The 14,040-nt window shown below is 65.1% G+C and carries 11 protein-coding genes; all 11 read left to right on the top strand.

Annotated features, from left to right (window positions below):
• The first annotated feature begins 187 nt into the window (after positions 1-187).
• A complete protein-coding gene (locus AC1DJB_RS07525; RefSeq protein ID WP_307053113.1) occupies positions 188-1,828 on the top strand; it encodes an ABC transporter substrate-binding protein in 1,641 nt (546 codons plus the stop codon).
• A gap of 99 nt (positions 1,829-1,927) precedes the next feature.
• Entirely contained in the window at positions 1,928-2,884 is a 957-nt protein-coding gene (locus AC1DJB_RS07520) for an ABC transporter permease (RefSeq protein ID WP_059388624.1), read from the top strand.
• A gap of 2 nt (positions 2,885-2,886) precedes the next feature.
• Positions 2,887-5,025, top strand: a complete 2,139-nt coding sequence (locus tag AC1DJB_RS07515) for a dipeptide/oligopeptide/nickel ABC transporter permease/ATP-binding protein (RefSeq protein ID WP_441437613.1) — start codon at positions 2,887-2,889, stop codon at positions 5,023-5,025.
• Positions 5,022-5,828 (top strand): ATP-binding cassette domain-containing protein, encoded by an 807-nt coding sequence (locus AC1DJB_RS07510; protein ID WP_441437612.1) that lies wholly within the window; start codon positions 5,022-5,024, stop codon positions 5,826-5,828. Before AC1DJB_RS07515 ends, AC1DJB_RS07510 begins: the two co-directional genes overlap by 4 nt.
• Before the next feature lie 36 nt (positions 5,829-5,864).
• On the top strand, positions 5,865-6,782 hold the full coding sequence (locus tag AC1DJB_RS07505; protein ID WP_441437611.1) for a dihydrodipicolinate synthase family protein: 918 nt from the start codon (positions 5,865-5,867) through the stop codon (positions 6,780-6,782).
• Between the two features lie 592 nt (positions 6,783-7,374).
• On the top strand, positions 7,375-8,334 hold the full coding sequence (locus tag AC1DJB_RS07500; protein WP_441437610.1) for an ROK family protein: 960 nt from the start codon (positions 7,375-7,377) through the stop codon (positions 8,332-8,334).
• Between the two features lie 36 nt (positions 8,335-8,370).
• Positions 8,371-9,057, top strand: a complete 687-nt coding sequence (locus AC1DJB_RS07495; protein WP_441437609.1) for an N-acetylmannosamine-6-phosphate 2-epimerase — start codon at positions 8,371-8,373, stop codon at positions 9,055-9,057.
• A gap of 61 nt (positions 9,058-9,118) precedes the next feature.
• Positions 9,119-10,579 (top strand): dihydrolipoyl dehydrogenase family protein, encoded by a 1,461-nt coding sequence (locus AC1DJB_RS07490; protein ID WP_441437608.1) that lies wholly within the window; start codon positions 9,119-9,121, stop codon positions 10,577-10,579.
• 75 nt (positions 10,580-10,654) lie between these two features.
• On the top strand, positions 10,655-11,362 hold the full coding sequence (locus AC1DJB_RS07485) for an ABC transporter ATP-binding protein (RefSeq protein ID WP_441437607.1): 708 nt from the start codon (positions 10,655-10,657) through the stop codon (positions 11,360-11,362).
• The gene (locus AC1DJB_RS07480) at positions 11,359-13,395 is read left to right on the top strand and encodes a YhgE/Pip family protein (RefSeq protein ID WP_441437606.1); all 2,037 of its coding nucleotides are present in this window, start codon (positions 11,359-11,361) and stop codon (positions 13,393-13,395) included. The genes AC1DJB_RS07485 and AC1DJB_RS07480 overlap by 4 nt, the downstream gene beginning before the upstream one ends.
• Positions 13,392-14,024, top strand: coding sequence for a TetR/AcrR family transcriptional regulator (locus tag AC1DJB_RS07475; protein WP_284988753.1), 633 nt, complete (start codon positions 13,392-13,394; stop codon positions 14,022-14,024). The genes AC1DJB_RS07480 and AC1DJB_RS07475 overlap by 4 nt, the downstream gene beginning before the upstream one ends.
• Positions 14,025-14,040 lie beyond the last annotated feature (16 nt).

Here is a 14,040-nt window from a genome sequence, read left to right as displayed (position 1 = left end):
AGCCCCGGGCCCGAATCTCGCAGGGTAAACCGCGGCGCCGCGCCCACCGGCAGCACTCCGGCAGCACCGCAGCGACCGCTCCTCCGGCCACCAGTGATCCAGATCTCGCTTGACGACTTCATGTGACCACCCTTACAGTTTCTTTACGAGCATCGGATGTCCTACATCCGATAACCAGAAAACTTGAATGGTGAGGCATCTTATGAGCAACACGATTAACACCCTGCCGCTGGTCAGCGACGCCAGCCGACGCAACTTCCTCAAGCTGACCGGGGCGATTGGAGCCGCGGCAGCGTTCACGGCCACCCTGTCGGCATGTGGCGGTCCTGCCTCCACCACAACGGGCGCAGCAAACAACACTGCGGCGGTCAACAAGGATCTCACCATCGAAGCAGGCATCTCCTATGCCCTGTCCACGGGTTTCGACCCGATGACGTCCTCCGGTGCCACGCCGCAGGCCGCCAACCTGCACGTCTTCGAAGGCCTCGTGGAACTCCACCCCGCCACCCGCGAGCCTTACAACGCGCTGGCCGCCAGCGACCCCAAGAAGGTCAACGACACCACGTACCAGGTGACCATCCGCGACGGTGCCAAGTTCCACAACGGCGCCCCTGTCACCACCGACGATGTTGTCTACTCCTTCACCCGCGTGATGGACCCGGCCAACAAGTCCTTGTTCTCCCAGTTCATTCCCTTCATCAAGGACGTCAAGGCCCTCGATGCCAAGACAGTCGAGTTCTCGCTGAAATATCCTTTCCCCGGCTTCGGACCGCGTATCTCCGTGGTGAAGGTGGTGCCGAAGGCGTTGGCCTCTGCCGATCCGAAGGGATTCGATGCCAAGCCCGTCGGTTCCGGCCCCTACAAGCTGATTTCGGCAGTCAAGGACGACAAGATCGTCTTCGAAGCCTTCGCCGACTACAACGGTCCCAAGCCGGCACTCGCCAAGGGCATGACCTGGCTGCTGCTCTCGGACGCGGCCGCCCGTGTCACGGCAGTCCAGTCAGGCCGTGTCCAGGCGATCGAAGACGTCCCGTACCTGGACATGGACGGGCTCAAGTCCAAGACCCGCGTTGAATCCGTGCAGTCCTTCGGCATGCTGTTCCTGATGTTCAACTGCGCCAAGGCCCCGTTCGACAACAAGCTGGTCCGCCAGGCACTCCACTATGGACTGGACAAGGACGCCATCATCAAGAAGGCCTTGTTCGGCAATGCCAAGGCTGCGTCGTCGTACTTCCAGGAAGGCCACCCGGACTACGTCAAGGCCAAGAACGTCTACGGCTACGATCCCCAGAAGGCCGCGGACCTCCTCAAGCAAGCCGGCGTGAGCAACCTCGAATTCGAGCTGCTCACCACCGATACTGCCTGGGTCAAGGACGTTGCCCCGCTGATGCTTGAATCCTGGAACAAGATCCCGGGCGTCAAGGTCACCGCAAAGAACCTGCAGTCCGGCGCCTTGTACTCGGACAGGGTTGGCAAGGCCGACTTCTCCGTGGTTGCGGCCCCGGGCGACCCTTCCGTCTTCGGCAACGACGCAGACCTGCTCTTGAGCTGGTTCTACTCCGGCGCCACCTGGATGGCCAAGCGCGCCTACTGGACCACTCCGGAGAGCGCCACCCTCCAGGGCCTGATGGACAAGGGCTCGCAGGCCGCAGCCGCCGACGCGAAGAAGATCACCGGCCAGATCGTGGACCTCGTCTCGGACGAAGTCCCGCTGTACCCGCTCTTCCACCGCCAGCTCCCCAGCGCCTGGGACGAAAAGAAGCTCTCAGGCTTCAAGCCGCTGCCCACCACGGGACTGTCCTTCATCGGCGTCGGCCGCACGTCCTAGCCACACCCAACTGGCTCGCATTTGTTGTCGTTTAGACGGCTCAAAACGACACTTACTGCGAGTCAGTTGGGTTCCCGCACCAAAGCAACCGGAGAACAAATGGTCATGATATTGCGTCTGCTTGGACGAAGGCTCGCGGCATTGCCCTTGATGATCCTGGGCATCACGCTGTTGGTCTTCCTCGTCCTTCAAGCAGCCCCAGGCGACCAGGCCAGCACGGCCCTCGGCGAAGGCGCCAGCGAGGCCGCCAAACAGCAGTACCGCCAGGACAACGGCCTGAACGATCCCCTGTTCGTCCAGTACTTCCGTTTCCTCGGCAGGCTCCTGCAGCTCGATCTCGGCGTGACCACCCCGCCGTCCAAGTCGGTGGCAAGCATGATCGCGTCTGCCTTCCCGCTAACCCTCCAGCTGACGTTCCTCGGCGTGATCATCGCCGTCGTGCTCTCGCTGGTATTCGGCATCATCGGCGCCCTTTACCGCGACAAGTGGCAGGACCAACTGGTCCGGATCTTCTCCATCGCGGCCATCGCCACCCCGTCCTTCTGGCTTGGCATCCTGCTCATCCAGTGGTTCGCGCTCGGTGACAACCCTCTGTTTCCCTCGGGCGGGATCGCGACGCCGGAGTCCGGCTTCGGCGGTTGGCTCAACTCGATGGCGCTCCCGGCCCTCGCTCTCGGCATTCCGGTCTCCGCTTCCCTGATCCGCGTGGTCCGCACGTCCATGGTGGAGGAACTGGACCGCGACTACGTCCGGACAGCCATTGGCAACGGAGTTCCGTACCGCGAGGTGGTGTCCCGCAACGTCCTGCGCAACGCGCTCGTGACTCCGGTGACCGTGCTGGGACTCAGGATCGGCTACCTCCTGGGCGGCGCCGTCGTGATTGAAATGATCTTCGCCCTTCCGGGCATGGGCCAGCTGATCCTCAACGGCATCACCAACCTGGACGTCAACCTGGTCCAGGGCGTGGTCCTCACCATCTCGGTCACCTTCGTTCTGGTGAACATCGTGGTGGACCTCCTGTACCTGCTCATCAACCCCCGAATCAGGACGGTATAGCCATGCGCAGCAAACTTGCTGAACGGCTCAGCGCCCCGGGCGTCCGCTTCAAGTCCCTCCCGTGGGGATCGCGTTTTGCCCTGTTGTTCCTCGTGGTCATCGCCCTGGCAGCCATCTTCGCTCCGGTCATCGCGCCACACGACCCCCTGGAAACGTTCATTCCTGCGCAAGCTCCGGACGGCGACCACTTCTTCGGCACCGACCGCCTGGGCCGCGACGTCTTCTCCCGGCTCCTTTACGGCTCACAGTCTTCGCTCATGATCGGCCTCGGCGCAGTGGCCCTTGCGATCGTCGTCGGCGCCGTGCTTGGCTCGCTCGCCGCGACGTCCAGCAAGGCCGTCAACGAGATCGTCATGCGCGTCATGGACATCCTCATGGCGTTCCCAGGCATCGCCCTCGCAGCTGTGCTCCTGGCGGCGTTCGGCAACTCGGTGCCCACCATCATCGTCGCGATCGCGATCATCTACACCCCGCAGCTCGCCCGCGTGGTCCGCGCCAATGTGCTCTCCCAATACGGTGAAGACTACGTCCGCGCCGAACGCGTGATGGGCGCCGGCCGCGCCTACATCCTGCTCAAGCACATTGTCCGCAACACTGCGGCCCCGGTGCTGGTTTTCGCCACGGTCATGGTGGCCGACGCCATCATCCTCGAAGCATCGCTGTCCTTCCTCGGCGCCGGTGTGCAGGATCCCGCGCCGTCGTGGGGCAACGTGATCTCCTACGGCCGCAACCTGGTCCTCTCCGGCGGCTGGTGGGCAACCACCTTCGCCGGCCTCACCATCCTGCTCACCGTGCTTGCGCTGAACATCCTCGCCGAGGGGCTCACCGATGCCATGGTGAACCCGAAGCTGCGGAAGGCGCCGGTCGTGAAGGACGACGACGGCGCTGCCGCTGCCTTTGCGGGCGCCGCGGTGGCGGGCGCCGCCGTCGATACCGAGATCGCGACGTCAGTAGCCCAGTCTTCCGTGGTGGAACAGCACGAGCTCGACGGCGTTCGCGCCGCCAACGGCGATCCGCTCTCCGAAGAGGACTACGCGGCGTCCGTCCTGAACGATCCGAGACTCGCAGCGGAGAATCCGCATGCCTTGCTGGACAAGGAACTCGAGCTCCTCGCATCCATCGAGGCCAAGCGCACGGACCGGCTCCCCCAGGTTCCCGCGGACGCCAGGAACGTCCTGGAGGTCAAGAACCTGTCCATCCGCTTCCCGGGCCGCTTCGGCGAGACCGCGATCGTGGACAACGTCTCCTTCACCGTCCGCGAAGGCGAAACCATGGGCCTGGTGGGCGAATCCGGTTGCGGCAAGTCCATCACGTCCCTCGCGATCATGGGTCTCCTGCCAAAGACCGCCGAGATCACCGGTTCCATCGTCTTCGATGGCAAGGAACTCCTGGATTCCGGCTCGAAGCACAGCAACAGCAAGGCCTACCAGGGCCTGCGCGGCGAACAGATCGCCATGGTCTACCAGGATGCGCTGAGTTCGCTCAACCCATCCATGAAGATCAAGGAACAGATGACCCAGCTGACCAGGCGCGGCGGCCGCAAGACCCCTGCCGAGTTGCTGGAAATGGTCAAGCTCGATCCCGTCCGCACCCTCGCCAGCTACCCGCATGAGCTCTCCGGCGGCCAGCGCCAACGCGTCCTAATCGCCATGGCGCTCTCACGCTCGCCGAAGATCGTGGTGGCAGACGAACCCACCACCGCCCTCGACGTCACCGTCCAGAAGCAAGTAGTGGAGTTGCTCAACGAACTGCGCGAACAGCTCGGCTTCGCCATGGTCTTCGTCAGCCACGACCTCGCCCTGGTTGCCTCCCTGGCGCACCGGATCACGGTCATGTACGCCGGCCAGGTGGTGGAATCCGCACAGGCTTCGGAGCTCCTGCAGAACCCGCGGCACGAATACACGCGCGGTCTGTTGGGCGCGGTCCTTTCGATCGAAGCCGACGCCGTCCGCCTCCACCAGATCCCAGGCACCGTCCCGTCACCGCGCGATTTCGCTCCAGGCGACCGTTTTGCGGCGCGTTCGCTGAGGCCCGACGCCGACCCGAACCAGCAATTGGTCCTCGCCGTTGTTGAACCCGCCGGCGGCGGAGCAGACCGGGACCACTACTGGGCCAGCCACTTGAAGGAGGACGCAAAGTGAGTGTTTCAACCGGCAAACCGGTCATCGAGCTCAAAGACGTCAAGGTCCACCACCGGGCGCGCACGGGCGGCCTCTTCCGGCCCAACATCGTCAAGGCAGTCAACGGCGTGGACTTCAGCATCAGCCGGGGCGAAACGGTCGGCATCGTCGGCGAGTCCGGCTGCGGCAAGTCAACGCTCGCGTCAGTGCTCGTGGGACTCCAGGCCCCGACGTCGGGCCAGGTGCTCTTCCACGGCAAGCCGGCCATCAAACGCAACGCCCGGATGCGCAAGGAGTTCGGACGCGCCGTCTCCGTCGTCTTCCAGGACCCCGCCACGGCCCTCAATCCGCGCATGACCATCCAGGACATCCTCACCGATCCCCTACAGGTTCACGGCATCGGCAACGCCCCGTCGCGCTCGACCAAGGTCAAGGAACTGCTGGCCCTTGTTGGCTTGCCACAATCGGCGGCCGAGGTCACGCCGTCGCAAGTCTCCGGCGGCCAGCGCCAGCGCGTGGCGATCGCCCGCGCCCTCGCCCTGGACCCGGACATCATCGTGGCGGACGAGCCGACGTCGGCCCTCGACGTTTCCGTCCGCGCCCAAGTCCTCAACCTGCTGTCTGACCTGAAAACCCAGCTGAACCTCGGCATGGTCTTCATTTCGCACGACATCCAGACTGTCCGCTACGTCTCCGACCGCATCTGCGTCATGTACTTCGGACAGATCGTCGAAGAAGGCCCGGCCGCCCAGGTCTTCGACAACCCGAGCAACGACTACACCAAGAAGCTGCTCGGCGCCGCGCCCAGCCTGCTCCACACCTAAGTTTTTCCCATCCAGATCCAAGCAACGGAGATTTTTGTGTCTACTCAGTTCCAGGGCGTCATTCCCCCGGTCATCACGCCCCGCCACGCCGACGGGCGCGTTGACACCGCGTCCCTGAAGAACGTCACCAAACACCTGCTCGACGGCGGCGTGTCCGGCCTCTTCGTGCTGGGCTCCTCGGGTGAGGTCCCCTACCTGACCAACGAAGAGCGCGAACTGGTGGTCTCCACGATCGCCGACGCGAACGCCGGCGCCGTGCCCCTGATCGTCGGCGCCAACGAACAAACCACCAACCGGGTCATCGAAGAAGCACGCAAAGTCGTGGATCTCGGCGCCGACGCAATCGTGGTCACCTCCATGTACTACGCCATCGGCAACGCCCAGGAGACCGAAACCCACTTCCGCAGCATCCACGCTGCCGTGGACAAGCCGATCTTCGCCTACGACGTCCCCGTCCGCACCCACTTCAAACTGCCCACCGACCTCCTGGTCCGCCTCGGCCGTGACGGCGTCATCGCAGGCGTCAAGGACTCCTCCGGCGACGACGTCTCCTTCCGCCAACTCCTCCTCGCAGCCAAGGACATCCCCGACTTCGACATCTTCACGGGCCACGAAATCGTCGTCGACGGCGCCCTCCTCGCCGGCGCCCAAGGCGTAGTACCCGGCCTCGGCAACGTAGACCCCGCCGGTTACCGCCGCCTGTTCGACGCCACCCAGGCCGGAGACTGGACCGCAGCGGCCGCCGAACAAGACCGCCTGGCCGACCTCTTCGACATCGTCTACACCCCCAACGGCCGCGTCTCCGGCGGCGCAGCAGGACTAGGTGCTTTCAAGACCGCCCTCCAAATCATGGGCATCATCGAATCCAACACCATGAGCTCCCCCATGCTCTCCCTGAACGCCGAAGAAACCTCCGCAATCCGCACGATCCTCGAGCGCAACGGACTGGTCTAGAAGGGCGGCGCCGGCTGCTCTCGCCTGAGATTCGGATCTACGCTCACCTGAGCGGGCTGGGGTCACTTTCGTGGCGTTGCCGTCAGCTCACCCGTGCTTGTTGCCGTGGTCGGGTCGTGCCGCAGGACCAGTTTTGCCGTCCCTTAGACACCTCCCGACGCATCGCTACAGTCGCTGAGCGACTTCCGCAATGCTCTGGTCGGCGATGCGGGACTACACAAAACCGTCCCTCCGGCACTCGGGCGATTGCGGAACCTTTGCGGCAGGGTCGGGATCCGCACTGTGCCGCCTCAGGCGGCAGCAGGCGGGACAACAGGCGGCAGGTCCCGATCGGCGAGTCGACAGCGCAAAGCGCGGGCGCATTGTTTCGTGTAGGCGCGCATCGCCGACCAGAGTCGTCTGAAGGTCGCCCAGCGACCGGAAGACGACGGCGGGAGGTGTCTAAGCGCCGGCGAAATGATGGGTCCGCGCTGTCCCAGCCAGAGCTAACCTGATCATCAACGAACCGCAGCCTGGGCGCCGCCGCGACGACGGCTAAACCTGACCACACAGCAACCGCAGCAACAGCAACCGAACGATCCGGAGGACAAACATGATGTACGTGGTCGGCGTTGATCTTGGGGGGACGAAGACTGCCGCGGGGGTTGTGGGGGCCGATGGGGAGGTGTTGTTTTCGGAGCAGATTCCTACGCTGAATCGGGACGGGGGCGACGCTATTTTGCGGGCAACTGCGGCGCTCGTCGGGCGGCTCATGCGGCGGGCGGCGGGTGCGGGAATCGACGTCGTGCGTGTTGGCGTCGGTTCGGCCGGGGTCATCGATGCCGTGAATGGCGAGGTGGTTTCGGCGACTGATGCGATCCTGGGGTGGGCCGGGACCGGATTGACGGCGGGGTTGGCGCAGCTCCTGGGTTTGCCTCGGGGGTCGGTGTGTGCCGTCAACGATGTGCATGCGCATGCTCTGGGTGAGGCGTGGCGTGGGGCGGCTGCCGGGTCTTCGAGTTCGCTCATGGTGGCTTTCGGTACGGGTGTGGGCGGCAGCTTTGTGCTGGACGGCGCTCCTGTTTTGGGGCACCACTATGTGGGTGGGCACGTGGGGCATTTTGCGTCGCCGTACGCCTATCACGAGGGCAAGGCCCTCCCGTGTGTGTGCGGCGGCTCGGGCCACGTCGAGGCGATCGCTTCCGGCCCGGCCATCCACGAATCCTTCGTCCGTTTCGGCGGCTCCCCCGAGGCCCCGGACTCTCGTGCCGTGTTTGCCTTGGTGCACGACGGCGATCGTGCCGATTCGGCCGACGGTACTGCCGCCATCAAAGCCATCGGGGCGGGCGCGGGTGCTGCGGGGCAGGCGATCGGCGGGCTCGTCAACATCCTCGACCCGGAGACGGTGGTGGTTTCCGGGGGTTTGGCGGATGCGGGAGATTTCTGGTGGAAACCCATGGAACGCGCCCTTCGCAAGGAGCTCATGGCCCCGCTTGCCGACATTCCCGTGCTTCGCGCGGCGCTAGGCAATACCGCGGCCATTGTGGGCGCGGCCAAACTCGTCCTGAACTGACACCCGAACACCCGAACCCCTCGCAAGGAGAACCCCATGATCCTGACCCCCGATGGCCTCGAAGCCCTCCGCTCGCAGTTGATCGTGTCCTGCCAGGCCTACCCGGGCGAACCCATGCGCGATCCCCGGACCACCGGCCAGGTGGCGGCGTCGACCGTTATCGGTGGAGCCGCCGCAGTCCGCGTACAGGGCCTTGCAGACGTCCAATTCACCCGCGCAGCTGTGGAGGTCCCGGTGATCGGGCTCTGGAAGGACGGGCACGACGGCGTTTTCATCACCCCGACGCTCCGGCACGCCCTCGCCGTCGCGAATGCCGGCGCCCACGTCGTGGCCATCGACGGAACGCGACGCACGCGTCCCGATGGCTTGACACTCAAGCGAACCATTGACGGAATCCACGCCGAATCGCACGCCTTGGTCATGGCTGACTGCGGTTCCTACGCCGATGCGGCGGCCGCCGTCGACGCCGGTGCTGACCTGATCGGCACCACCTTGGCCGGGTACAGCGGGGACCGTCCCAAGACTGACGGCCCCGATCTTGAGCTTCTCGCGGAGATCGCCGGCGCTGGGCTGGGCAAGCCGCTCATCGCCGAGGGCCGCATCCATACCCCGGCACAGGCCCGCCAGGCCCTCGACGCCGGGGCGTTCGCCGTCGTCGTCGGCACTGCCATCACGCATCCGGCGAGCATCACCGGCTGGTTCAAAGGCGCGATGGACACCTGACCCGGCAGAATCCGTCGCCGGATCCCTGATCCCGGCCTGTGTCCGGGCGTAGGCTTCTCCCATGGCTGAGGAGAATATCCGGGAATTCGATGTCATCGTGATCGGCGCCGGGACTGTGGGGGAAAACGTTGCAGACCGGGTGGTCCGGGGCGGCCTCACCTGCGCAATTGTGGAGGCTGAGCTCGTCGGCGGGGAGTGCTCCTACTGGGCCTGCATACCGTCCAAAGCGCTCCTTCGGCCGGGAACCGCCCTGCACACGGCACAATCAGTGCCCGGAGCGTCGGACGCCGTCACGAAGGTCCTGGATCCCGCACCGGTCCTGAAATACCGTGACTACTTCACCAACAAATGGCAGGACGACGGCGCGGTCCAGTGGCTCGTGGACACCGGCATCGAACTCATCCGGGGCCGGGCACGCATCACCGGCCCGCGTGAAGTCCAAGTGGATGGCAAGGACGGCACCAGCTACTCGCTCAAAGCCCATCACGCCGTGGTGGTGGCCTCCGGATCCACACCGCTCATCCCGAAAATCGACGGCTTGCGCAACGTCCCCTACTGGACAACCCGCGGGGCCACCTCCGTGCGGCAAATCCCTAAACGGTTCATCGTGCTGGGCGGAGGGGTCGCCAGCGTCGAACTTGCCCAGGCTTTCGCCCGCCTAGGCTCGTCGGTTTCGATCGTTGCCCGAGGCCGACTCTTGAGCGCGTTCCCCGAGGAAGCCGCCGATTTGGTCGCTGCGGGACTGCGGGCCGACGGCGTTGATCTGCACCTCGGGACCGACACCACGCGGGTCGAACACGACCCGGACCAAGCCTTCAGCGTCACTCTCGGCGACGGGACGGTCTTGCACTCCGACCAGTTGCTGGTGGCCACAGGTCGTCGGCCTTCCCTTGATAATTTGGGACTCGAAAACGTAGGGCTCGACGCCGAAGAAGGCAAGCCATTGCGCCTCACCACGGACTCGAGCGGCTTGGTTGAGGGCGCCGCCAGCGACGGCACGAGCGGGCTATGGCTTTACGCGGCCGGCGATGCCGCAGGATCGGTATTCCTCACCCATCAGGGCAAGTACGAGGCCAGGGCAACCGGCGACGCCATCGTGGCCCGTGCCAAAGGAACCCTCCACGGCACCCCGAAGGCATGGAGCGCCCTCGCGAAGACGGCCGACGAATATGCGATCCCCAGCGTGGTCTTCACGGATCCGGAAGTGGCATCCGTGGGACCGAGCCTCAAGCAGGCGCTGCAAAAGGGCATTAACGCAAGCTCGGTTGAGCTCCCCATCAATGTGTCCGGCTCCCAGCTGCATTCGGAAAATTACCAAGGCTGGGCACAACTGGTGGTGGACGAGGACCGGAAGGTGGTGCTGGGCGCGACGTTTGCCGGGCCCGGAGTGGCCGAGCTTTTGCACGGCGCCACCATCGCGATTGTGGGCGAAGTGCCGTTGGACCGGCTGTGGCATGCCGTGCCGTCGTTCCCCACCATCAGCGAGGTGTGGCTGCGCCTGTTGGAGAAGTACGGACTGTGATAGAGGTCTATTTGAACTGACTGGTCAGTTCAGTTACGATTGGAGCAGATAACAAGTTCTGCGAAAGGTCCAATTGTGCTGTCTGCACAGCAACTCCAGATCGACGGCCGCCGGGACGATCTCCTGCCTCCCACTTCCCTCGAAGCCAGGCGCGGCGAGCTCCTCCTGGTCAGCGGCGACGGTCAGGACCAGCGCACGGCCTTGGCACTTGCTCTGAGCGGCCGGATGAAGACCAGCAAAGGCCTCCTGAGCTGGGACAAGACGGCGAAAACCAAGAAGCTCCGGGCTGCGAGCGCCCTGATTGACGCTCCGGGTGTCAACGAGCCGGAGCAGCATCTGAGCGTCCGCGACCTCGTCACCGAAGACCTCTCCCTCATCCCCCGCCGTTACCGCGGCGCGCTCCTCAGTAAGCCGTGGCTCAAGATCAACCGCTTCGAAGACATCGCCGGGCTGTGGATCGAGCAACTCCCTGCGGACCGCCGCCTCGAACTGCTGACCGCCCTGGCCCTCGCGGACCCTGCCCTCGACCTTCTGGTGCTCGATTCCCCGGACCGGCACAGCGCCAACACTGCGGACTGGCTCCCCCGGCTTGAGCAATTGGCGTACGACGCCGGGCGGCCGCTCGCCGTCGTCGCCGTCGTCTCTGCCCTTCCGGACGGCTGGGACGGCCCGGCCGCCGTGATCGGCAACTCGGTCACGCACACGGCACCCGCCGAACCCGCGGAAGCCGCGCAAGAAGATCCCGAAGAAGTACCCGAAACCCTGCAAAGGACCGCAAAGTGACTGTTCTGCGGCTGGCCCGCTCCGAACTCAAGCGCATGACCGGCGGGCTCCTGCCCAAGCTGACCATCCTCGCCCTGACCATGGTGCCCCTCCTCTACGGGGCCGTGTACCTTTACGCGAACTGGGATCCTTACGGCAATCTCAACCAGATCGACGCCGCTTTGGTCGTCGAGGACGCGGGAGCCCAGCCGGCAAGCGGCCCGGAGCTGCAGGCAGGCCAGAAGGTTGCCGACAGCCTCGTGGAGAGCCACGTGTTCAACTGGCAGCGGGTGACCACCACGGCCGAAGCCGACGCCGGCGTTGAATCCGGCAAGTACGCCTTCGCCCTGAAGATCCCGAAGGACTTCTCGGCCAACCTGGTCTCGCCGGGCAGTTTCAATGCGGCCAACCAGGCGATGCTCAACGTCACCACCAATGACGCGAACAACTACCTCCTCAGCACCATCGTGGACAAACTCACCACTGCGGTGCACTCCACTGTGGCCAAGGAAGTAGGCGAGGAAACCGCCAACCAACTCCTCACAGGCTTCGGCACCATCCACGCTTCGATCGTCAAGGCGTCCGACGGCGCCTCCCAACTTGCCGACGGCGTCGGCAAGCTCAGCGACGGCGCGGCCGCCCTTCACGACGGCACCAGCAAGCTCAGCAGCGGTGCGTCCGAGCTCCTGGCGGGCCAAAACAAGCTGCGCGACGGCGCCAATCAACTGAACGGCGGTGCCGGGCAGCTCAGCGCGGGCCTCACGGAGCTGAAGAACAAGACCGCGTCCCTCCCGGCAGACTCCCAGAAGCTTGCCGACGGCGCCGCCCAAGTAGCCGCCGGAAACGCACAGCTGAACGCGAAAGTCCAGGACGTCGTCGGGCAGCTTTCGGCGTTCGACGCCGGGGCGCGGGACCGCGTGGTGGCCTCCAACGCGAGGCTCGTGTCCGCAGGGGTCATCACCCAGGACCAGGCGAACAAGATCCTGGCCGACTTCGACACGGCCGCCGCGTCCGCTCCGGTCACCGACGCCAAAGCCAAGATCTCGGCGGATGCCGCGCAGATCCAGCAGCTCTCGGACGGATCGGCCGCGGTCAGTGCCGGCGCCGCCAAGCTTGCGGGCGCTACCCCGGCGCTGACGGGCGCCATCGGCCAGGCCTCGGCAGGCGCGGACCAGCTCAGTTCTGGAGCCTCCACGCTCGCCGCTGGCGAACAGTCCGCCGTCAACGGCACGGCGGCCCTCGCGGACGGCGCCGCAAAGCTCGACGACGGCGCGGCGCAGCTTGCCACTGGTGCTGCCAGCGCCGCTGACGGATCCCGCACCTTGGCGAGCGAGTTGGCGAAGGGCGCAGGCAAGGTCCCGAACCCGAACGACGCCCAAAAGAGCGAGGTGTCCAAGGTGATCGCCGATCCTGTGGCGGTCAACAACGTATCGCAGGCCAAGGCAGGGTCCTACGGTGCGGGCCTGGCCCCGTTCTTCCTGACACTGTCCCTCTGGATCGGCGTGTTCATGCTGGTCCAGGCCATGCGTCCCATCACCCAGCGGGCCTTGGCGTCGAACGCGCCGTCATGGAAAATCGCCGTCGGCGGCTGGCTCCCGTTCTTCGTGGTGTCCGTGCTGCAGGCCAGTATCCTCACCCTCGTGGTGGACCTGGGGCTGGGACTCAACGCGGCTCACCCGGTGTGGATGTGGTTGTTCATGCTGGCAGCGGTCATGGCGTTCACGGCCCTCATCCAGGGCATCGTGGCCTTGCTCGGGACTCCTGGAAAGTTCGTCGTGCTGATCCTGCTGGTCCTGCAGTTGGTGTCGTCCGGCGGAACGTTCCCTTGGCAAACCACCCCCATGCCTCTCCACGTGGTGCACGAGATCATGCCGATGGGCTACGTAGTGACCGGCATGCGGCACCTGATCTACGGCGGCGACTTGACCATGATCTGGCCGATTGTCCTGGGGCTACTTGGCTACACTGTGCTGGGGGCCGCGCTTTCCACGCTGGCTGTCCGTAAGCACAAGTTCTGGACCCTCAAGACCCTGAAGCCGGAGATCGCTGTATGAGCATGCAAGAGCCGGATGTCTCGGGGCTCCCGGAGAAGAAGCTCCGCCCGGCCCGCACCAACGCGACCAAGCAGCGCCTTTTCGACGCTTCGATGGAGCTGATCGGCGAGCGCGGCGCAGCGGGCGTCACCGTGGACGAGATCGCGGCCGCAGCCGGGGTGTCCAAGGGAACGGTCTATTACAATTTCGGCAGCAAGTCCGATCTGATCGCCCAGTTGCTGCGCCACGGCGTCGACATCATGCTCGGCCGGCTCCAGACGATTGAAGGCCTGCACGCCGATCCGCTCGAAGCGATGGAGGCCATGCTCGGGCAAGCCATGGACTTCATGGACGACTACCCGTCCTTCGCTCGGCTCTGGATCAGCGAGAACTGGCGGACGCCCAGCGAATGGGGCAAGCTCTTCGTCGAGCTCCGCAGCGAGCTGTTGGCCGTGATCGGCGCGGCGATCGAAAAGGTCGCCACCACGTACACGGTGGATACGGGCATTGCCCGGGGCAGCCTCGAGGCGGCGATGTTCGGAGCGATCTTCGTGGTGGGCCTTGACCGGCAGACGTACAACCCCGAGCGCACCCGCGAGCAGAGCATAGCGGCCCTCATGACCATCATGCGGGGCTACGTACTGCGGTAACGGTATGGCAACTGCC

This window comes from Arthrobacter sp. 01T428, assembly GCF_056398685.1.
The sequence above is the reverse complement of the archived record's forward strand: the minus strand, read 5'-3'. Positions and strand labels throughout refer to the sequence as shown.